Here is a 22,128-nt window from a genome sequence, read left to right as displayed (position 1 = left end):
ATGATAAATATTTATAAGTAAAAATATCTTCTTATCTCTATTTTTTCTTCGCAGTTAGAAACGACTAAATATTGTCTGTTGCCAGATTATTTTTGGCTAATAGATTTCAACAAAGTAGGATTCAGGCAAGATTAACGCTAGATAAAAAAATAGTGCCAGAGTCGATTTAAAAAGCGCTTTTATACTCTGTTGGCCCTGGAACTTTTCTGGTTCAATGCCCGCCCAATTCACAGGCGCTACAAATTTTCAGCTTTTAGAAAAAGGATTTGTGCAGCGTTTTTATCTCAATAAATGAGGGATCGAATATGCCTATTTGGGTCGATAAAACCGTTCTCGCTGTAACTGGAACACGCGTAAACCCCGTACAACAATCTGTAGCCAATCATCGGGGTCAACTGACATACAACTTCAGCCAATGTAAGGATCCGGTAAAAGCACAAATAACTATTCATGAAGATACTTCCGGTGGTGTTTGTGAAGCGCTTTCCGCCTTTTGGATCAAGCATCACTCTGATGGGGGAAGCTTGTGGGATTGGTTAATGCCGGCGGGCGCACTGGATGAACAACACTTATTTCATGTAATGACCCTGCAACAAGCGGGCACTCAGGACAACCAAGACAGAACTACAGAAGCCTGGCTGAGCACACAAAACATCTTCCCCACCAGCCAAAATGTATTTGGTGGCGCTTTCCCGAATGGCCGGGGAGGAAATACTATTCGAGGCATTCACAATCCTCGTAGAGCGCAAGGCCAGAGTGGCGTTTTCTCTCCCAATGCTTTGGCAAGGGAGATTATTTTGGATCAAACTGGCGGTGCTGGTTGCTATAAGAAGATAGGCCTTGATGGCACTTTCGCTGGTCATGCAATGGCTGCCTGGGTTGCGCAGGACATTACTTTCTTTGACCCGAACTTTGGTGAATTCTGGTTCGAATCCAGAAATTCCTTCTTTAATTGGTTTACCCAATCATTTTGGCATAACTCTATGTATTCAGTAGGGCTAAGCGGTGGCTATGAAGTTCGCTCTTACGCTCGCCGCACATAAATTGGCAGTAGCTGTTTTTGTTGGTTCTATTAGTAGTAGCAATCCACTACCAATTTTTTCCTCTTAGCCCTTCCCCCATGGGCGCTCGGCAGCCGGGTTTACCCGGCTGCCTTTTTTAGTTGTTACCACTTCTACCTATTTCACTTCTTATCATTGACTCATTTTCAAGTCGTAATTATCTGAAGGTAACAAGCTCTATCTATGGAAAGATAAAACCAATTGTCGCCAACTACAAAAAAATATTTCCATTTAGATAGTTTCCATGTCATAGGTCAATTTTTTTGTACCAAAAATAGTACCAGAGTCGAATTAAAGGACCCGTGTAATCTGACTGGCAAGCGTAGCTGGGTCTGTTCTTATAAGGAATTAATAGGAAATAGTCATGATATTCCTACCCATAAAAAATAGTGCCAGAGTCAAATAAATACTTGCGCCTCAATCTATTTCGAACTGCTATCTTTGGCCTGAGAAAAGAGTGCCAGAGTCGATTTAAAAAAAAATGGACACCTATCTGCCCTGTAATTTTTCTGTTTCAATCTAATGCATATACCGGAAAGCACTTCTCAGAAGTAGTTAACTAATCGCTGAATAAGTGTTTCTACATTGTGAATACAGGGGAGATGGACATGCCGATTTGGTTTGATAAAACAGTACTTGCACTTACCGGGACAAGGGTTGGTCCTGTTCAGAGATCTGTGGCCCAGCACGGTGGCACACTTCAATATAATTTCAGTCAATGTTTGGATCCGGTGAAGGCACAGATCACCATACACCAGGATACTGCTGGCGGAGTCTGTGAATCCCTGAGTGCCCACTGGATCAAATTTCACGCAGAGGATGGAAGCCTTTGGAATTGGCTCTTCCCCAATAATACATTGAGTGAGCAGCATCTTTTCCATGTGATGACCTTGCACCAGATTGGTGGAAATGCACCAAACCAGGATCAGGTCTCAGAGACGTGGCTGCAATCTCACAATATTCTGCCTCTTCAGAATAATGGCGGTGTGGGTATCGCTGGGCCAAATGGTCAGCGCCAAATTCACGTGGTCACAGGCCCTCGGTTAGATCGTGGACAAACTACTATGCGCAACTCTGCAGCGCTTGCTGATGAAATTATTAGGGAGCCGACGAGAAGCGCCGGCTCTTACAAGAAAATCGGTATTTCAGGTAAGGTGGGTGCCCACGCCATGGCAGCTTGGGTTGCGGAAGATGTGTTGTTTTTCGACCCAAATTTTGGAGAATTCTGGTTCCCAACCAAGAACGCATTCCGCAACTGGTTTGTAAACTCTTTCTGGAATACATCTATGTATGCCATTGGTCTGAGTGGGAGCTATGACGTGCGCTGTTATGCGCATGCCACCTAAGTTACCAGCCAACTGTTTGACCACTTGGTGGAGGAAATTATACTCCTCCACCTCACTTGTGGCGGTATGTTTATTCCGCTGAGTCACTATTATCCATCCTTCGTGTATAGTGCTGGTACAAGCTTGCCACGCCTACTCTGTAGGGTAACTAAAAGAGCAAGCTCTGTTGTTCTTTTTAGATACCAACAGCACTACGGAGCCAAGGGTGAAATTCAAGAAATCACTTACTTACTACCTCAAGTCCCTAACAGGACCGCTTATTGCCACTAGCCTATTGATGCCCTCAGCCTGGGCAGCAACTGCTACAGAAGAACTTCAAAGTGTTCTTAAGGATCACTGGCAATACACGCTGAGGGAAGACCCGATTACTGCAGGGCGAGTTGGCGTTTCCGATTACAATCGAGAATTGCCCGGGGTGACTGCAGAGGATCGTCAACGTCGGATAAAGGCTGAGCAGGCCTTTATCCGGCGCCTTGAGGCTATCGATCAAAGTAAGTTAAGTGCTTCAGACCGCGTCAATAGTGAGCTTCTCTCTTGGGTTCTTGCCAGCTCAGTTGAGGAAGAGGAACTGTTTCTCGACCGAATTCCCCTAAACACCTTCTCAAGTTTTTACGCAAGTGCGCTTGAGGCAAATAGTGGTTTGGCGATGAGGGATATCGCCGATTACGAGGACTATATTGCCCGTATCGGTGAATTTGGTCGCTACTTCGATGAGAACATTGCCAATATGCGCGAAGGTATTCGCTCTGGCTTTGTGTTGCCCAAAATCGTTGTAGAAGGTATAGCGCCAACGGTACGCGCTCAAGTATATAAAGATCCCAGTAAAAGCAGCTTGTATAAGCCTTTTGCTGAGATGCCGCAAACCATCGCGCCCGATGAGCAGAAGCGTCTGCGAGAGCAGGGTTTAGCTGTGATTAAGCAAGTAGCTATTCCCGCATTTGGACGGGTAGCGGATTTCCTTGAGGGCGACTACCTAAAGGCGGCCACAAAGACTTTGGGTGCTGAACAGATGCCTGGTGGTAGCGACTACTATCGCCACAACATTCGCTACTACGTGACCCTGGATCTGGACCCTGCGGAGATTCATCGCACGGGCCTTGCCGAAGTGAAGAGAATCCGCGCGGAAATGAAAGCTCTGATCAAGGAGTCAGGCTTTAAGGGCAGCTTTACAGAATTCACCCAATTCCTGCGCACAGCCCCACAGTTTTATGCCAAAACACCGGAACAGCTGCTCAAGGAAACGGCCTATATATCCAAGCGTATTGACTATGTATTGCCGGAGTTCTTTAACTTACTGCCGCGTACCCCCTATGGCGTGGTACCAGTTCCTAGTGAAATAGCACCTAACTACACTACGGCCTCCTATAATCCAGCCGCCATTGGCGGTACTCGCGGTGGTGCCTACTGGTTGAATACTCACGGGCTGGACCAGCGTCCCTTGTATGAGCTACCTGCTCTTACCTTGCATGAAGCAGTACCGGGCCATCATTTACAAAATGCTCTCTCGCAGGAGCTTGAGAATGTACCGGACTTTCGTCGCAACCTTTACCTGAGCGCTTATGGAGAAGGTTGGGCCCTTTATTCTGAGAGGCTGGGTAAAGAGATGGGACTGTACACCACTCCCTACGAGCACTTTGGACGCCTCAGCTATGAAATGTGGCGTGCCGCACGCCTTGTGATTGATACTGGTATTCATTCTCAGGGGTGGTCACGACAGCAGGCATTAAACTTTCTTTCCAATAATACATCCCTCTCTCCGGCTAATGTACGTGCAGAAGTAGATCGCTATATATCCTGGCCGGGGCAGGCGCTATCTTACAAGATGGGGGAAATTAAAATTCGACAGCTGCGAGCTCTTGCGGAAAAAGAGCTTGGCGATAAGTTTGATTTGCGATCGTTTCACGATGCACTGCTAAGTAATGGTGCTTTGCCTCTTTCGATGCTGGAAGAGCAGATGCAGCGCTTTATTGAAGAGCAGAAGTCTGCCTAAGTCTACCTGAATCCCATTCACAACCTGTGGGTGGGATTTAATCTTTTTAAGATATCCTCTGTCGTAAGCAAAACTTTCTTTTAGACAGCTGAAAACACAAGTCGCTTTGTTGGCATAAAATGCATTGTTTTTGTCTCATATTCGGAGTGGAGGTTGTGTAGGTAATAAAGGTCTAATAATCGCACAATAAGCATTCTTTTTAGATTAAATACCTGATTATTCTTTTCTTTTACATTTTTGCGAGAGGTAAGATGAATATCTTTAAGTGGGTGATTTTTTTAGGCTTGTCATTGATAAGCCTTACGGCTTTTTCCTCAGCGAAAGTAACAGATAAAATAACAATTGATTTTGAGAGTGCTGATAGATTGGTTGATATTTTATCTGGAGACAAAGTATCTGATGATCAATTAGATAAGCTGATGAGTTTGCAGGGTATACAAGCAACGATCCATCAAACCTCAAGATTTGACAATACAGCCAATGCAGAGTCATTTCGGTCTAGTTTGATCGATGTTGTTGAAGGTAATCCAGTTAAAAATGATCCATTTAGGTTTCAACAATTAAATGAACGGTTGTCCGAAGTTGAAGATATACTCAAGATAATAAAGAGCAATCCTCAGCAATACTTAAATAGTGTAAAGAGGGGAATTGGTGATTATTCTCCTAAAGATATTTTCTTTGATACCAATATTTTTATGGTAGTCGGGGGAACTTCTGACGGTTGGGCCAAAGATGATAACTTTTATATTGCGCTGCAGTATTTTAAAGGAGATTATGAAGGTTTACTGACACTTTCAACGCATGAGTTATATCATGTTGCTCAGTCCAATTTTTATGGAAAGGGAGAAAATCCAGATTCTAATTGTGAGAAAATCTTAAATCAAACCCGTCTGGAGGGGATAGCCTCTATTGTGGGTTCTCCATTAAGTGTTACAGAGGGAAAAGAGTACACAGAATGGTTTAAGAAAAAATTTAAAAGAAATTTACAACGAATAGATAGTAACTTTGTATTATTTGAAGCAATGCTTTTTCGTGCATGCCGTGATTCAAGTTTAGACTTCGACAAAATCTATCATTTGGGTTTTTCTGCAGTATGGGATAGTCCATTGTATTTTGTAGGTTTCTATATCGGCAATAGAGTCGAAGAGTTAAAGGGCAGGGATTACCTGATTTCACTTTTACAGGAATCACCTTCAGCTATGTTTAAAGCTTATATCAAGCTTTATAAAGATGAGGAAAATAAAGATTTAATAAAGTTCGATAAACCGATTGAAGATATTATTCTTGCCATATAGCACCTAATCAAAACTCTAAGAGTTGGTTCTGGAAATTCTAGGCGCCTTGAGTAGGCGTCTAATTCTCTTGTTACATACCCTGATCTTCCCGAAAGCATCTAGCTTAAGCAAATTATCGATTAATAAGTTTGAAAAAAGGTGTATAGCTGTCTACTTTAAGTGGTACAGCCTTTATCAGACTTGATTATATTCAAATTAATTTACTTATTGTGTTTACATTTAATTCTGCTGCTTTGAGAGAATTATAAAGAGAATTTGTATGCCTAACAGTAAAGTTGGGGTGGTGATACCAACATACAATGAAAACAATAATATTGTTAATACGTTGAACTCTATTGTTCATAATAATACGACTGATGTAAAAATTTACTTATCTGACGATAATTCCTCAGATACCACGGTCGGGTTGGCCGCTGATTTTCTTCAGAAAAATAGAATCCCATATAAAATTATTTTAAACGATGGTAACAATGGGGCAGGCTATTGTAGGAATAGTGCTCTCGATCAAATAGCTGAACCGCTGACTTTATTTTTTGATGCCGATGATCTAATCCTCCCAAATATGTTGGATCGAGCTGTTTCAATTGCTACAAAAGTTAACAGTGATGTTTTGTTGATGGCCTATCAGTGTAGATTTCCAGGAAGCACTATTAATCTCGGTATGGCAGGTGATGACAATTTCATTTTCTATAGAGCGATTAGAACCTTTGGTAACAGGACTTTTTCCACTTTTGATCATGATAGCATTCTATGTTTAACACCCTTTCCTTGGAATAGATTGATTAAAACCAGTTATGCAAAAAGGGTTTCCCTTAGATTTTCACAAACGCCTGTACATAATGATGTGTTAGCACATTGGAATTTGCTCACAAATGCTAAAGATATTGCATTATTTGAATCCCCTTTCTGTATTCATAATGTCGACTCCACAGGAAATAGGCTTTCAAATATTTCAGATGCACGGCGTATATCTGTGTTACAGGTTTTTGATGAGATTGAAGACTTCTTTAATAAGAATATTAATCTTAGAGATAGATTTTACCACTTGTATGTCAAAAGCAAGTTAGCATTGTTTAACTGGTGCTGGCGTAATCTTGACGAAGAGTATAGGGGGAGCTTTCAATCTCAGTTTACAAGATCTTTTCTATCATTGAGTAATGCGGATTTGAGAATGCTCTTTGACAAAGATCCAGATACTGCTAATTCTGTATTAGATTACCGAACTTCAGTGGTATGCGCATGATTTCGATTGTCATTATTTCAAAGTCTAGCGGTGTCTATCTCAATACTTGTCTGCAGAGTATTATTCGACAGCAATACAAGGATATAGAGATTCTTGTCCTTCATTCTTGCGAAAATGATGGGCGAAACCGGATTAATAACTTTACAGGTTTAATGCCCAGAGTTCGAAGTATTCATATTCCGAGTACTTCACAGATTGATGACCAGCTAATTTTTGAATTTGGAGTAAAAAATACTTTAGGAGAGTATGTTGGATTTATCGATGAGGGAGATTGTTGGTACCCTACATTGATCTCTAAATTACAGGATATAGTCAATAGTGAGAATCCGGATATAGTATTTTTTAGCCATAATAAACCCCTAAAAAAATTCTCAGAATCCATTGGTGATAAATCCAGGTTTGTTTTAAAAATAAATTCTATAAATGTCAGGAGGTTTTATCGCAGGGACTTTGTTTGTGGAAATAAAATATCCGAATTTATTTTGGGTTCCTGCGTTAATGGTCACTCTCTACATTGGATAACAACCGTCAAGGCTAAATCAATATCAGTTTTGCCAGAAATTGGGTCGTATAGTTTAGTCAACATGGATGAAAAGAAAAGTGATCTAATGGTTCAGCGATTGGTGAATCAATACCATTTTGTATTTGACTACTTAACAAAAAATGCTAGTGCTGCGGATTATAAGAATGATCTTCTGGGATGTTGGTTGCTGTATTTGATAGAATTACGGCCGCTTTATGGTGATAAAAAAGTAATTTCTCTATTAACCAAATCAAAATTAGTCGAAAAATATACAGAAAGAGAATTTAATGAAGCTTTGGGCAATCTGAAGTTGGGCAGAGATAAGCAGAGTTTGGTGAAAGAGTGGTATTCTGACTGCAATAAGATAGATAAATATTTAAATCTATTTTATAGGTTGCTACCATCAAAGCTATCTAGCTATATACGGCAAAATGGTTTTAGATACTCCATAAGCAGAGGTTTTCAAAATACTTATTATCGACTGCCTGACTGGGTAAAGCCACTGATAAAGTTTACCAGGAAACGAGCCAGGAGAAGAGTTTCCAATGATGAATTGCTAGAGAGATTAGAATATCTAATAAAACAGAGCCGGTTTGAGCAGTATATGTCGATAATCAATGAGGATTTTGAGAGCAAGCTATCGAATCAAATCACCGAGATCAAGAAGGAGTTGATGGAGCTTAAAAAAGAAGTTCATTAAAGATCTTTTTAGATACTCCATAAAATAATACAAAGTCTTAATGTTTAATCTGATTTTTCTGAGTTCCAGCCACCTCCATACCCTTCAGAAGATATAATCTATCCATCCCATAGAGTGGATATATTTTATTAACATTCCACCGCACATAAGAACTACCATTCCCCGTAAATAACCAGGATTAATTTTAAATAGAAAATGAGATCCCAGCCAGGCACCTATAACTTGTCCAATCATCATTAAGATTCCCGCAACCCATAAAATTTGACCGGCAAATAAGAATACGATTAAAGATGCGATATTAGTGGAAAAATTGAGAGGTTTTGCATTGGCCGTGGAGGTTAGTAAATCCTGTCCTCTACAGGCAACGCCTGATAAGGCAAAAAATGATCCAGTTCCGGGGCCAAACATACCATCATAGTAACCAATAAATGGGATTACGCCATATTGGTATTTCTTTCTTGAGACCTTGGGTTTAGTACTACTATGAGTAAGGGATGGCGAAACTATAAAATAAATAGCGATAAATAGAAGAACAGCAGGGATAATAAATGACAAAACATCAGTATTGATGTACTGTACCGCTATTGTGCCCATGGCTGCGCCAATAAAGGCAAATAGCATTAGATTTTTAATTCCATCCCAACTGATCTTGTTGTTTTTAAGCATCATGTAGGTAGCAGTTGCAGTACCAATACTGCCTTGTAGTTTATTGGTGCCCAAGGCAGCTAGTGGTGGGACGCCACTAAGAATAAGGGCCGGTACAGTTATCAGGCCGCCCCCACCTGCTAGTGTATCAAGTAGGCCCGCAATAACGGCGACGAAAAACAAAATAAACAATAACTCTATAGAGAGGCTAGCGAACTCCAAGAAGGTATCTCCTTTCGCTTGGTATTATGGTAGATAGTGATTAGTACCAAAAATAATTTTTAGTCGGTTTGTACCGGAATTCCAAAATTAATAAATCGATTTTTTTCCATGCCACCACATTAGGAAATTCTCTCCCACTGAATATTGGGGCAGGGAGTGGCGGCTTCTTTTAATCCCCTGTTCCTGTTCCATCTCGGTTACTTTTAACTTGGCGGCTTCAAACCATGCCCCAGGATTATTCACTCCCTGATTGAGGGCTTCGCCGTAAAGCGCGGAACTAAACCAGGTGCGCTCGGAATCATCGCTACATCCAAAGGAGCTGCGATCCGCAGCGGCCGAAGTAAAGATGACCCGATTGGGGCTATGTAGGGCTTCTACCCATTGACCGGAAAAGCAGGCTGAAACAACGATCCACTGGTACTGGGCGTTAATATTGTTCAGCAATCGTTGCCCATCTTTCAGTGAGAAATCATTTAGGGGAATCTCCCCCTCGGCAATTTTGAAATCTCCATTTCGAGCACCATGGCTGACCAGGTGTATAAGAAGTAAATCTTCTTTGGGGTCCATTAACTGATCAATTGCATTAAGGCTTTCCTGGATACTGGTGCGGGTAGCTAGGGGGAAACCGTATCCGCCGCCGTTACTGAGGCGCAGCATACGTTGGTCAATGCTAAAGGCTTCGTCGAGGCGCTCTGCCACCCAGTCCAGCTCCCTGGCAAATACTGGAGAGGTGCCATCACCACCTATAAGTAGGGTATAAATATCGCGCACGCCGGGCCTCTGCGAGGGGAGGGCTTTTATAGCGTCATGTAAGCGCTCACTTTCGCTATAGAGACGGGTTTCTGCCTGGGCACCGGGAATATCCGTCTGTGCGCGCCAGGCGTCTTCGCTGGGGTAATAGGTACCCCCGGAGAAATAGGCAGACTCCTCGACAGTGTTTCCTTCAGCATCCGTACTTATTCGTACACCTTCGCCTTCTGCTTCTCCATAGCGAAAAGTGGCACGGATAATCGTGCCGTCAGGCTGGGTGAGTTCACCTTCGCCGGAATAGGAGCCGTACTCGAAGCTGCCGGTATAGCGATAGCCATCGCTATCTGAGTAGCTGCCCTGTATTAAGTATCCGTATTCAAAGGCACCCTGATAAAGGCTGCCATCTTCCGCAGTGAGTTTGCCTTCGCCGTGGGGATCAAAGTCTAAAAATTCACCATGATAGCTCCCATCTTCATCCCAATTTAAAGTACCGCTTTGCAGCTCCCCTTCACGGAATTCTCCCGCCCACTCAGTTTCATCACAGTTGTAGCGGCCTTTGCCATGGAATTCTCCGTTTAGGAACTCCCCTTCGTAGCTACAGCCATCACTTCCAGTTAACACACCTTCACCTGTCATGCGACCTTCTCGAAAGTCGCCACGATAATGGCTGCCATTGGGCCATTCGAGCTGACCCTGCCCATGAAACAGACCGTTAAGCATCTCGCCTTTGTAAACAGAGCCATCTGGCAAGGCGGTACCACCTGCGAACTGGGTTGGCTCACAGGCGCTGAGTAAGAAAATAAACGGAGTTAAATAGGTGTATCTCATTCCATGATCCAGCGTCCGGCTTTTGGAATCAGACTAACAAAAAAAGATGCCAGAGGGCCTCTATGTTTTATTCAACTGGTCGAATTTAAGACCGTATTTATCTAAAAGTTGGCGTACCCGGTGTGAGTCGTTGTTGGATTTTTTTGAGGTGCGGCTCACTTGAAATAACTTGCGTCCGGCCTCTGCCATCGAATTGGACTCTGCACAAACCTGAATTAGCCCAGCTAGTTTGATTTGCTCGTAGTAATCCATCTGCTCGATGTGGTCTCGCCCCAACAGTGTTTCGATACGGGCAAGGGGTAGCGATGAATCTGTTAGTGGGTTTCGCCATTTAATTCGCAACCTATGGATTTCCTCTTCCACTACCTGAGTCGTGATACGCCCACCGTCGGCGAGGGTACCCATACGCAGGATACTGGCGTTAAGGTCGCGAAAGTTCGCAGACCAGCTGGCCTCGCGGGAGCGCCCAAAACTCAGGTACTTTTCCCGTGCTGATCTATTAAAGCTGACAAGGTGTCCGGACTTCCTGGAGAAAGCCTCCAGCTCAAAATCTATATTGGGTTCCAGGTCTTCAATACGCTCTCGTAAAGAGGGCAGTCGGTAGGTCCACAGATCGATACGGGCGAGCAGGTCCGCACGAAATTTACCTTCTTGGCAGAGCTGTACCAGATCCCGGTTGGTACCGGTGATCAGCTGGAAGTGACTGCTTACTTCCTTATCAGAGCCGAAAGGCATAAAGCGTTTGTGCTCAATCGCACGCAATAACATGGCCTGCTCGTCCAGTCCCAACTCACCGATTTCATCGAGAAACAGCAGCCCCTTATCTGCTTCCATTAGCAAGCCTGGACGGTGGGTGGTGGCGCCGGTATAGGCGCCTTTACGATGGCCGAACAGGGCGGACATGGCATTTTCGCCGCGCAGGGTGGCGCAGTTAACGGCTACCAGGCCACCCTCCAGCTTGCCCCGCTGCTTGCGTAGTTCAAAGACACGCTGGGCCAGCTGGGATTTACCTGCCCCTGTGGGACCGGTAATTAGTATGGGGGCGTCGGAGCGAATCGATACCTGCTCCAGCTGCTCGATCATCTGGTTAAAAGCGAGATTGTTGGTCTCGATTCCCCCCTTCAGATAGGTGGTGCCCTCCTGGTGTTCCCTCTGGAAGCGCGAGGCAATCTGGTCGTATTTGGACAGATCCAAATCGATGATTTGGTATTCGCCCGGCAAGCTACTGTTCTTTCTCGCCGGGGAAGTTTGCAGCAGACGTCCGGGGAAATACCCCGCCTCTGTTAGCAGGTACAAGCAGATCTGCGCTACATGAGTACCGGTGGTGATATGCACCAGGTACTGCTCGTCATCCGGCTTGAAGCTATAGGCGCGGGCGAAATCCAGCAGATTGCTATACACGCTCTCGAAATCCCAAGGGTCATTGAAGTTCACCCGGTGGTGGACCACTTCGGTCTCTGGAGAGACCCGCGCAATATCTTCTGTGACCTGGTCAGCCAGGCTTCTCGAGTGGTTGTCGAAAAGGAGCTCCAGCCGATCGATCAATAGGTCATCGTGCTGGCACATGGAAATGTTTGGGCGCCATTTATCCCAGCGCTTGTCGCCTTTGCCGCGCCGGTCCTTGTTGGTACCGAGAATACTGATAGCGATTGTCTTCATGCTATCTAAAATATGATTTAACTATCAAAAAAGATAGATATTTATGAATCCCCTGTCTCAAGAATTCTACTAAAAAATCCTGAGATGAAAAATAAATCGTTAAAAAACAATAGGTTACAAGTATTTTTCAGTTGTCTGCAAAAGTTGGCACCCAATTCGCTATATCAATAACTAAATGAAACACATGAATACCAAGCGCGGTTTCAAAAGGAGTGGAAGATGAAACCAATGCCATATGAAGTAATGCAGGCAAGTGGGGTGCCGATTAAGTCCTGGACCCTGGGTGTGCCTTTTGAAGATGAAGCCAAAGCGCAGCTCAAAAATATCTCGCAGATGCCATTCATCCATAAATGGGTCGCGGCGATGCCTGATGTACATCTGGGCAAAGGCGCCACCATTGGCAGTGTGGTCCCAACTCTGGGGGCAGTAATTCCCGCTGCCGTAGGGGTGGATATTGGCTGCGGCATGATGGCGGTTCGCACCAGCCTGACGGCGGCGCAACTGCCGGACAACCTGGCTGGAGTGCGCAGCGCCATCGAGCGCGCTGTGCCCCACGGCCGCACTGGACGACACCGGGGGAGAGGGCGGGACAAGGGGGCCTGGGAGAACCCACCGGACGATGCACTTGCCGGTTGGGTGCCTCTTGCCGCCCAGTTTGAACTGCTCAAAGAGAGGCATCCAGTATTAAAAAATACTAATAATATCAATCACTTGGGAACACTCGGCACAGGCAATCACTTTATCGAGATGTGCCTGGATGAACAGGGTAGCGTGTGGTTGATGTTGCATAGTGGCTCTCGGGGAGTGGGAAATCGAATAGGTACTTACTTTATTGAGAAAGCCAAGCGGGATATGGAGCGCTGGCATATCCACTTACCGGACAGTGACCTGGCCTATTTCCCGGAAGGTACAGAGCATTTTGATGACTATGTGCAGGCGGTGGAGTGGGCGCAGGAGTTTGCCCGTATCAATCGCGAAGTAATGATGGTGCGAACTATTAGCGCGGTGAAGCAGGCCCTGGGGATGGATTTTGAGGCACGGATGGAAGCGGTGAATTGTCACCACAATTACGTTTCCCGCGAGCATCATTATGGCAAAGATGTGTTGGTGACCCGGAAAGGCGCTGTAAGAGCGCGTGCCGGCGAAATGGGTATTATTCCCGGTAGTATGGGGGCCAAGTCATTTATTGTGCGGGGGCTGGGTAACGAAGAAAGCTTCTGTAGCTGTAGCCATGGGGCCGGACGAGTGATGTCCCGTACCAAGGCCAAAAAGCTGGTCTCCCTGGAAGAGCATCGCGCGGCCACCGCCGATGTGGAATGCCGAAAAGACGAGGGTGTGATCGATGAAACCCCATCGGCCTACAAACCTATCGAAAAGGTTATGGCAGCACAGAAAGACCTGGTGGAAATCGTTTACACCCTCAAGCAAGTGGTTTGCGTCAAAGGCTGACGCATTTTAGGCCAGGGATCGGCCGAACTAAAGCAATTGCCAAAGCATGCAGGTTGCCGGGCGAATTTGCCGGGTTGCCGCAACCGAGTTTGAGGCCTTTAGCCCGTCAGCGGAGCCGGTTCTGAATTCCGGCCCGGCACCACCGCCTATGGCGGCAGGTGTACCCACGGGATAGAAGTTCAAACGCCTACTTTGTAGCTCACTTGGTAGAGCAGTCGATAACTTATCGATTGGTAGCAGGTTCGATTCCTGTCAAAGTCCCATCGTTATCCAAACGACCTGGAAAGAGGCGAGAGCCTGGGGTTCGACTCCCCATTAAAAATCTACCTGGGGTCCGAAAGCCTCTTGATACGGTAAATAGGATTTAGCGATTTACTGCGGAGGCACTCTGGCAACTGTGTCGTTAATCGTGGGTCTGCCCTGTGCGATCCAGCGGCAAGATTTATGATTGTGTCTCCTGGCCAAGGATTTTGGCTGTAGGCTCAGGGGGAGCCAAGTGGAGAAAATCGTAATTCCTCTGCCGCTGGGGCCCACTCGGCACAAACGGTTTACCACCTGTCGCTGGACGGGCCCCACCCTTGCGGCCCAATGGGGTAGCGCAGTATGGAAACGGAATAAAAGATAAGAACCATGATATCTCTGTTCAAAATATGGAAGAACGTGGATGTTGCGGATAGCGAGCGAGTGTTGCTATTTCGCCGCAACCGTTTTGAAGGGGTGCTGCCACCTGGCAGCCATCGTATATCCCTATTGTCCGGTGATGTACGGGCAGAAACTTATGATATTACCGATGTGGTATTCGGTGAAATCAAAGCCAAATTTTTGTTAAACACCTATGGTGAGATCCTTGGTGAATACCTGCAATCCTATGAATTGTCAGACCATCAGGTGGGATTGTTTTACCGGGATAATCACTTGGTCGATATTTTGCCACCGGGTACTTTTCGTGCTGTGTGGAAGGGCGGTGAATCCGTGCGGGTGGAAATCGTGGACATTTCTGAGGAATACGCCATCGATAAAAAAGTCCTGGGCTTACTGGGGCGAGGTGTACGTGCTGGACAAATGCGCACCGCCCTTCAGGCGGTAAGCTACAACGAGATTCCCGATGAGCACGTGGGCCTGTTAATGGTCAACGGTAAGTTGGAAAAGGTGTTACAGCCCGGCTGTTATGGCTACTGGAAATACAACCGCTCTATCGAGGTCAAGGTACTGGACTTGCGGTTAAAAACCATCGAAGTCAGCGGCCAGGAAATCCTGACCAAGGATCGGGTCAGCCTGCGTATCAACTTGACTGGTGCTTACAAAATTGCAGATGCAAAAAAAGTAGCGCTAAAGCTCAGCGATAGTACAGGTTATATTTATCGCGAATTGCAGCTGCACTTGCGCGAGGCGGTAGGCACTCAAACCCTGGATAGCCTTCTGGCCGATAAGGACAGACTGAACATTGTGATTGCGACCGGCATCCGCGACAAGCTGGCGAAATATGGTATTGAGCTTACCAGTGTGGGGGTCAAGGATATTATTTTGCCCGGCGACATGAAGATGATCCTTAATCAGGTTGTAGAAGCACAGAAGGAATCTGAGGCAAATCTGATTAAGCGCAGAGAAGAAACCCAAGCAATGAGATCTCTGCACAATACCGCCAAGCTGATGGATAACAACCCGGTACTGTTGCGCTTGAAAGAACTGGAAGCTCTGGAGAGAGTCAGTACCCGCATCGATAAAATTTCCGTATATGGCGGTCTCGATGGGGTGATGAATGAGTTGGTGAAGTTACGCCCTACGGCTTAAAGGCGCCATTCACCAAAGAAAGATGTAAATTTTAAGGAATTAGATAGTGATTGAGATAGACGGCGCCCAGGGGGAGGGCGGCGGACAGATTTTGCGGACTTCCCTCACCTTGTCTGTTTGTTTAGGGGTACCGGTTCGAATTAAGAATATTCGAGCAGGTCGTAAAAAACCCGGTTTGTTGCGTCAGCACCTAGCCTGCTTGCGAGCAGCCAAAGCGATTAGCCATGCCGAAGTCAGCGGCGAACAATTGGGTGCTTCGGAAATTACTTTTGCACCGGGAAAAGTGCGTCCCGGTAAATACCACTTTCCTATTGGTTCGGCCGGTAGTACCAGTTTGGTGTTTCAAACCGTCTTGCTACCGCTGTTATTGTCCGATGGTGTCAGTGAGCTGTGTCTTGAAGGCGGCACTCACAATAAAAAGGCTCCTAGCTTTGATTTTATAGCCCAGGCATATTTGCCCCTATTGGCTCGTATGGGCGCTGGTGTGGAGGTGGCCCTGGATGATTATGGTTTCTATCCTGCCGGGGGTGGTTCATGGCGCACACGTATCCAGCCGCTATCGCAGTGGTCAAAACTGGAGCTGACAGAACGGGGTGAACTTCTGAATGCTGAAGCTGTGGCGACCTCGGCCCATATTCCTGCTCATGTGGCCCAGCGGGAGCTGGCGCAGGTACGAAAGAAGTGCGAATGGCGATCGGAGCGTCTGCATCAAAGGCAGGTGAAGTCCCAAGGGCCTGGCAATGTACTCTCCCTGCGTCTGAAGTCCCAGCAAGTGACTGAGGTGCTTGAGGCTATGGGGGAGCAGGGTGTTAGCGCTGAGCGCGTTGCCGATCGCGCAATTCGGCAGATGCAACGCTATATGCACGCCGACGTGCCAGTGGGCGAACATCTGGCCGACCAGCTTATACTCCCATTGGTGCTGGGGGCTGGTGGAAGCTTCACTACCCTGAAGCCGAGCCTCCACCTCTTGACCAATATCGAAGTCGTGCGTCAGATAACAGGAGTGACCATCGGTTTGAACCAAGTGGGAGAGGATCAGTGGCGAGTAGTGGTTGAGAACTGCTAAGAGAAAAGAAAGCCCGATGTTAGGTACAAGGGGCTGGGTTGCCCCAGCCCTGAGATATTGCCAAAGCCGTCGAAAAGTTGTTTAAAAACAATAGGTTAGAGTTTTAGTGTTCTCTGTAGATGCAGCGGTAAACCGGAAGGCGATTAAAAGCCCTGCTTTCACACCTTTTGTTCCCCGCATTTGCGGGGCACGTTTACCTCACTAATAGCTATTTGGTTTGCCAGTCCCATCTTTGAGGTAATCCTGAAGACTTCCTGGCAAATAGTAATCCCATCCGCTTTTGCACATCTTCCAGCATTTCATCTCTGGCGAGAGACCGATATGGGTAAAGGTGAGGCGGGTACCACCGGGTTCGCTAGCAAATTCAAAGCGAAGAGTACTGCCTTGCCACTCTTGGGGATCATCAACCTGCTCAGAAACCATATAAGACTCTACACACTCAAGTTCGATTAACTTCTGCGGCACCAAAGCTTTGGCGCGAAACACCCAGTAGGACTCGCCACCAAATCCGGTCTTGGCGGTATCACCCACTGCCAGGAAAGGGCCGCTAGTTGGCGTCCACCATTGGGACATCTTTTCAGCAACTGCCCGGTAAGCTTCTTCCTGAGTGACAGGGCTTAAGAAAGAGGTGGTGTAGTCAGGCATGATTGTCTTTCCCTTTTGTTTTCATTGCTGGAGCGAATTTGAATATAACTTTTAGCAGCTGGCATTACTTTCACAAGTTTTTAATCCCATTAATTTTTCTGGTAAATATGAAAACTATTTCGTTTTTTGTTAGTAGCCGCCAGCTTTGTATTTTCAACTGCGCTTAATCAATATTCTTTCCCGTAAGAAATTTTTATTCATAAACCTCCGGTAAATCTTTCTAAAAGCGAGGCATCAATCTGATATACATCAATAAATCGCTGGGTACTACGCCTACATAATTCACTCGCACTGGGATAACTGCTGTGATCGGTAATAGTTTCGATCATATTTGTGCAGTTGCCTTCCACCCAAAATATTTTTGCAAAGGAACGGCGAATGAAACAACAGAAATTGTCCACCGTAATCGCGGCCATCATCCTTGGTATTTCCGGCTCTCAGGGAATTGCAGCAGAGAATGAAAGCGCCACACTCACTGATGCACTGACTTCAGGGCAGGCGGGGGTAAATCTTCGTTACCGGATAGAAAATGTTGATCAGGACAATATGGACGATGTTGCTATCGCCTCAACCTTGAGAACCCGACTGAATTGGACCAGTGGCAGTTACCGTGGTTTTGATGCGTTTTTTGAAGTGGATAACATTAGTGAAATTGGCAACGACAATTACAATTCCACCGTGAATGGCAATACCGAGCACCCCGTGGTTGCCGACCCCCAGGGCACAGAGGTTAATCAAGCTTACTTAAAGTACAGTGATTTTAACTCCATGGTAATTGCTGGTCGACAGCGCATTAACCTGGATGATCAGCGCTTTATCGGTGGCGTGGGTTGGCGCCAGAACGAACAGACGTATGACGGCCTGCGTTACCAATTTGGCGGGGAAGGGGAGTTACAGCTGGATTACAGCTATATCTACAACGTAAACCGTATTTTTGGTGAAGACAGTGACTTATCGGACCTGGATGGGGACATTCAACTGTTTCATGCCAGCTATCCACTGGTAGAAGCGCATAAGTTAACTGCCTTCTTCTACAACCTGGACCTGGATAACGCTGAGAACTTCTCATCCCGTACTTTCGGTGCCGCTTACCAGGGAGATTTTGGCCTGTTTGAAACACAGCTGAGTTATGCCCGCCAGGAGGATATCGGCAATAATCCCAGTAATTTTGCAGCCGACTATTACCTTGCTGAAGTTGCCGCGCCATTAGGGCCAGTAAAAGGCAAATTGGGTTATGAAGTTCTGGGTTCTGACGACGGTGTGGGTTTTAGCACACCACTGGCGACACTACACAAATTCCAGGGCTACACAGATAAATTCATTGAAACTCCAGCGGATGGTGTTGAAGATTTATATCTCGGTGCCAGCTTGGCGCTTGCCGGGGGAGATTTGGGAATTACTTACCACAGTTTTGAGGCCAATGAAGGTTCAGCAGATTACGGGACTGAGTGGAATATCAGTTACGGTCACGAGTTTAATGAATATTTCTCAGCGTTGGTAAAATACGCAGCTTACAATGCAGAAGATTACAGTGAAGATACCGATAAGCTCTGGTTGATGCTTACAGCAAAATTCTGATTTTTGTTAATTAACAATTTTCAGGTAGATATAAAAAAGCTGGGCTTGTACATAACGAAGCCCAGCTTTTTCTTGTCTCACCAGTAAACTCTGGCTTATAGACGTGTCAGTAAATTTGTAATCTACTTATCCATTGTTAACAGGCCAGAAACCTCACCTTTGGGGTCCAGCTGGGTATGCAAGTTAACAAAGACCTTCCCATCCATTAGCGCCTTGCGATAGGGCTCCTCCACCATCCACTTGCCCATGATATATCCACTGGTGCCTTCAGCACATTTTTTTGCCAAGCCGTGCTTGCCCTTGTCAGTTTTAGTCTCGGGCCAGTCCGGGACCATACCCGGGTGATTGGGCATTCCGCAGATAGTTTGAATAATTGGGCCACTGGGTTTACCCGGCTTGCAAATAGGAGGCTCTTTGCCATCGCCTGCACATTGCATATGGAAGTGCGACATTGCCACCCCGCCCTTTGATAGATCGCTGTAGCCCACCATAAAGTGCAGCATATGTGACTGTTTGTCGTAGGCGCCAATAAAGAAGCCATCGGCATCTTTGGGGGTTTGCGGATTCACCTTCTTGCCGAGCATATTTTCATTAGCGGTAGTTAAGTCAGATTTAAAGATGGTGAACATCTTGTCATTGCCCGCTTTGGACCAGGCTTTCTCACCACCAGCTCCATGCTTGGCAGCTGATGGATCTTTCTCCTTTTTGTTATGGCTATCGGAAACCGTGAATGCAGAATAAGCCAGCAGAAATACTGTCAACATTAAGAAAGTGGCTCTGGGCAATGAACTCAGTTTCATAAACCTCTCCTCTCTATTAAATCGATATAGTTATTGCTTGATGGAATGGTTGGATGCCAGGCCATCGAGGAGGCTGATATTCACCAATGTAATTGGTGTGAATCACGGGATAGGCTAGCGATAAGTACTTGTAGCATATGGGCTCGCGGTTAGCCCTTGGGGGTCAATTTAAGAGTCAGAATTTTTGACGATAGCTACTTGGGTGTTGGAGGAGCTTCAGGATGGAAGAGCGCTTGGATAGGTAATAAGGTCGATGAAGATAGTTACTACTGGGGTGGAAGGAAAGAATACACCGCACTCGAGACACGCAGTGAATACATCCCTGTAACCTCCTAATCGGCATCCATGCCTCATAGGGTCCCGAGCGCGGTGTATTCTCTCCTTCTCCCTTTTTAGTAATAAAAATACTGGCGGATTTCGAATGGTAGGGGCGGCAATTATGTGCTCGCCCCAAGTGACCTTTCATAAAGGTAGAGAGTTATCACCCCACGTCTTTCCACACCAATTCCCGCTCGCGGGCGTAGAGGGGAATAAAGTTGAAACGCACTTCGGTGCCCCCTTCGTCGCGGCGGCGGATATTCAGATTGCCATTCAGGTTGCTGGCGCGCTCTTGCATGATCGACATACCGAAGTGATTGCGTTTCTCCGGCGCGTTGCTGATACCGATGCCGTTGTCGAGGATGCGTACATTGAGGGAGTGGTTGTCGGCCTGGGTCAGGCTGATCTGCACCATATCGCCCTGGGAGTGGTACACAGCGTTTTGCGAGGCTTCGCGCACCAGTTGTAACAGGTGAATTTCCTCGTGGGGAGTGAGGGGCACCTCGTCCAGATGGTAATCCAGCAGCACATTAATTTGCGGGTGCTGCTCCCGGTAAGCGAGGATAGATTGTTCCAGGATACTGCGCAGGCCGCCTGGTCCTATTTGCAGTCGGAAGGTGGTGAGCAGTTCGCGCAGCTGACGGTAAGAGGAATCCAGACCCTCTTTCAGTTCGGTAATAATCTCCTCTACCTTGGACTTGTCCACCTGCTCACTGCGATTGGCGCGGTTGAGTCGGGTAACCTGAATTTTCAGATAGGACAGGGATTGGGCCAGGGAATCGTGTAGCTCCCGGGCGATGATCGCGCGCTCGTCCAGTAGGGCAACACGGCGCTCCTGTGCCTCCCGCTCGTTGATGGCGATGGCTGCAGTGACACTGTCGGCAAAGGTAGCCAGGCGCTGCTGCTGTTCTTCGTCAAGATTCTCGCCTCGGGGCAGGGTACAGGTGAGTACGCCGTAATTGCGTTTGTCCACTTCCAGTGGGAATCGGTACACGCGCTGTTGGTCTTCATCAGAGGGGCCGCAGGTGTTTACGCAGATATGGCATTCACTGCCTGTGCACTGGGCATTACCGAGTCCTTGAACCAAATGTTCATAGGGCGCCTCCCCCTCCGGTGTCATCAAACATAGGTCGAGGTTATTCAAGCTGGCGACATTGGCGAACTCTCCCAGCCACTGGCCCAATTCCGCTCCTGAGAGCGGCCCTTCGCTGATCCGTCGAGCCAAGCGGTACTGGAAGTCCAATGCCTCATGGCTCTTCTGTAACTGTGAGGTTTTCAACTCCACGCGATGGGCAAGATCCCGGTGAGTCGCGTGAATTTCATCGCTCATATAATTAATGGTGCGCGCTAAAACCCCCAGCTCGTCCTCGCTGTTAATCTCCAGGCGGTTTTGGTTGAAGTCTCCCTGGGCGATGCTCAGGGAGCGGTTGGTCAGCTGCTTGAGAGGCTGCTCCACAGAGCGGTGAAGAATGCACAAAGAGAGATAAACCAGGGTCACAATGGCAAATAGTGACCCCACCTGCACCAAACGCAGCAGGCTTATTTTTTCCTCGGCGATGGTCTGATAATCGAACACCAATGTATCCACATCACCGATAAAGGGCTCCAGACGATTAGCTAACTGCAAGGAGTCCATAGAAGTCCGCCCGGCGGCAATGGACTCCAGCAGTGGGCGGATTTCTCCCTCCCAGCTTTCGATTACCTTGCGGTAATTGCGGGCTGCGGGCAGGTTATCGCTGGCGGTGAAGTCGGAAATGCTGAGTACCCGGGTCAGGCGTGCGGTCACCTCGTCTGCCAACTCAGCTGTGGTTTCGACATCCCCGGAGGGTGCGGTGGCCGCAAGTCGGTAGCTCATAGCCCGCAATGATCCGGCGAGGTTAACGGCGGCGGCATCGTTTTCGGCGGCATCGGAGATAATATAGGACGCCACCATAGAGCTCAGTGCTACCAGCACAGTGAGCAGCATCAGGGTGCCGATGCGGTAGACGATGGACTGTCGAATTCGGTTCAGCATATCGGATTCACTTCGCCCTGGGGCGGTTGTGGATGGCTGATCTCTATTGTGCCGTCCATTGGCGCACAAAGTTGTGGGTACCACTAAAGATCGCCAGTTTTGCACATAATTTAACCTGACGCCTGTTTTTTGCACAGAGGTCCTGTTATTGCTGGGATAGGGCTCCACCATAGCGGCCCCCTGGCGTCGTTTCCCTACCCACTCG

The 22,128-nt window shown here is 46.9% G+C and carries 16 protein-coding genes and 1 tRNA gene; 11 read left to right on the top strand and 6 right to left on the bottom strand.

The window, feature by feature from the left end; all coding sequences use genetic code 11:
* Positions 1 to 305 precede the first annotated feature (305 nt).
* From ACJJIN_RS17130 to ACJJIN_RS17105, 6 genes are all read left to right on the top strand, one after another.
* Positions 306 to 1,043 (top strand): YopT-type cysteine protease domain-containing protein, encoded by a 738-nt coding sequence (locus tag ACJJIN_RS17130; protein WP_444895533.1) that lies wholly within the window; start codon positions 306 to 308, stop codon positions 1,041 to 1,043.
* Positions 1,044 to 1,669: 626 nt separating this feature from the next.
* On the top strand, positions 1,670 to 2,407 hold the full coding sequence (locus tag ACJJIN_RS17125) for a YopT-type cysteine protease domain-containing protein (RefSeq protein ID WP_413663975.1): 738 nt from the start codon (positions 1,670 to 1,672) through the stop codon (positions 2,405 to 2,407).
* Positions 2,408 to 2,612: 205 nt separating this feature from the next.
* On the top strand, positions 2,613 to 4,397 hold the full coding sequence (locus ACJJIN_RS17120; RefSeq protein WP_444895532.1) for a DUF885 domain-containing protein: 1,785 nt from the start codon (positions 2,613 to 2,615) through the stop codon (positions 4,395 to 4,397).
* A 251-nt stretch (positions 4,398 to 4,648) separates the two neighbouring features.
* Positions 4,649 to 5,692 (top strand): DUF5700 domain-containing putative Zn-dependent protease, encoded by a 1,044-nt coding sequence (locus ACJJIN_RS17115; RefSeq protein WP_444895531.1) that lies wholly within the window; start codon positions 4,649 to 4,651, stop codon positions 5,690 to 5,692.
* Between the two features lie 259 nt (positions 5,693 to 5,951).
* Positions 5,952 to 6,935, top strand: a complete 984-nt coding sequence (locus tag ACJJIN_RS17110) for a glycosyltransferase family A protein (RefSeq protein ID WP_444895530.1) — start codon at positions 5,952 to 5,954, stop codon at positions 6,933 to 6,935.
* On the top strand, positions 6,932 to 8,158 hold the full coding sequence (locus ACJJIN_RS17105) for a glycosyltransferase family 2 protein (RefSeq protein WP_444895529.1): 1,227 nt from the start codon (positions 6,932 to 6,934) through the stop codon (positions 8,156 to 8,158). Before ACJJIN_RS17110 ends, ACJJIN_RS17105 begins: the two co-directional genes overlap by 4 nt.
* A gap of 84 nt (positions 8,159 to 8,242) precedes the next feature.
* On the opposite strand, the gene ACJJIN_RS17100 is transcribed toward ACJJIN_RS17105, so the two are convergent.
* The 3 genes from ACJJIN_RS17100 to rtcR form a co-directional block, all read right to left on the bottom strand.
* Positions 8,243 to 9,025 carry a TSUP family transporter gene (locus tag ACJJIN_RS17100; RefSeq protein ID WP_444895528.1) on the bottom strand — a complete coding sequence of 261 codons (783 nt, stop codon included), beginning with the start codon at positions 9,023 to 9,025 and terminating at the stop codon, positions 8,243 to 8,245.
* Positions 9,026 to 9,112: 87 nt separating this feature from the next.
* Positions 9,113 to 10,603: a C13 family peptidase gene (locus ACJJIN_RS17095; protein ID WP_444895527.1), complete on the bottom strand. Its 1,491-nt coding sequence runs from the start codon at positions 10,601 to 10,603 to the stop codon at positions 9,113 to 9,115.
* A gap of 60 nt (positions 10,604 to 10,663) precedes the next feature.
* Positions 10,664 to 12,262, bottom strand: a complete 1,599-nt coding sequence (gene rtcR / locus ACJJIN_RS17090; protein ID WP_444895526.1) for an RNA repair transcriptional activator RtcR — start codon at positions 12,260 to 12,262, stop codon at positions 10,664 to 10,666.
* 219 nt (positions 12,263 to 12,481) lie between these two features.
* On the opposite strand from rtcR, the gene ACJJIN_RS17085 reads away from it, so the two are divergent.
* From ACJJIN_RS17085 to rtcA, 4 genes are all read left to right on the top strand, one after another.
* Positions 12,482 to 13,711: an RtcB family protein gene (locus ACJJIN_RS17085; RefSeq protein WP_444895525.1), complete on the top strand. Its 1,230-nt coding sequence runs from the start codon at positions 12,482 to 12,484 to the stop codon at positions 13,709 to 13,711.
* 189 nt (positions 13,712 to 13,900) lie between these two features.
* Positions 13,901 to 13,972 (top strand) — tRNA-Ser (locus ACJJIN_RS17080).
* A 369-nt stretch (positions 13,973 to 14,341) separates the two neighbouring features.
* Positions 14,342 to 15,502: a slipin family protein gene (locus tag ACJJIN_RS17075; protein WP_444895524.1), complete on the top strand. Its 1,161-nt coding sequence runs from the start codon at positions 14,342 to 14,344 to the stop codon at positions 15,500 to 15,502.
* Between the two features lie 46 nt (positions 15,503 to 15,548).
* A complete protein-coding gene (gene rtcA / locus ACJJIN_RS17070; RefSeq protein WP_444895523.1) occupies positions 15,549 to 16,568 on the top strand; it encodes an RNA 3'-terminal phosphate cyclase in 1,020 nt (339 codons plus the stop codon).
* A 201-nt stretch (positions 16,569 to 16,769) separates the two neighbouring features.
* On the opposite strand, the gene ACJJIN_RS17065 is transcribed toward rtcA, so the two are convergent.
* Positions 16,770 to 17,213, bottom strand: a complete 444-nt coding sequence (locus ACJJIN_RS17065) for an SRPBCC family protein (RefSeq protein ID WP_444892517.1) — start codon at positions 17,211 to 17,213, stop codon at positions 16,770 to 16,772.
* 378 nt (positions 17,214 to 17,591) lie between these two features.
* Between ACJJIN_RS17065 and ACJJIN_RS17060 the strand changes: the two genes are divergently transcribed.
* Positions 17,592 to 18,791: an alginate export family protein gene (locus ACJJIN_RS17060; RefSeq protein ID WP_444895522.1), complete on the top strand. Its 1,200-nt coding sequence runs from the start codon at positions 17,592 to 17,594 to the stop codon at positions 18,789 to 18,791.
* Between the two features lie 122 nt (positions 18,792 to 18,913).
* Here ACJJIN_RS17060 and ACJJIN_RS17055 read toward each other — a convergent pair whose 3' ends face one another.
* Together ACJJIN_RS17055 and ACJJIN_RS17050 are read right to left on the bottom strand one after the other, a co-directional pair.
* Positions 18,914 to 19,591, bottom strand: coding sequence for a CHRD domain-containing protein (locus ACJJIN_RS17055; protein WP_444895521.1), 678 nt, complete (start codon positions 19,589 to 19,591; stop codon positions 18,914 to 18,916).
* 481 nt (positions 19,592 to 20,072) lie between these two features.
* The gene (locus ACJJIN_RS17050; RefSeq protein WP_444895520.1) at positions 20,073 to 21,923 is read right to left on the bottom strand and encodes a histidine kinase; all 1,851 of its coding nucleotides are present in this window, start codon (positions 21,921 to 21,923) and stop codon (positions 20,073 to 20,075) included.
* Positions 21,924 to 22,128: the final 205 nt, after the last annotated feature.

The sequence above is a fragment of the Microbulbifer maximicatervae (SeqCode) genome (assembly GCF_052467505.1).
This window is presented reverse-complemented; position numbering and strand designations above follow the sequence as displayed.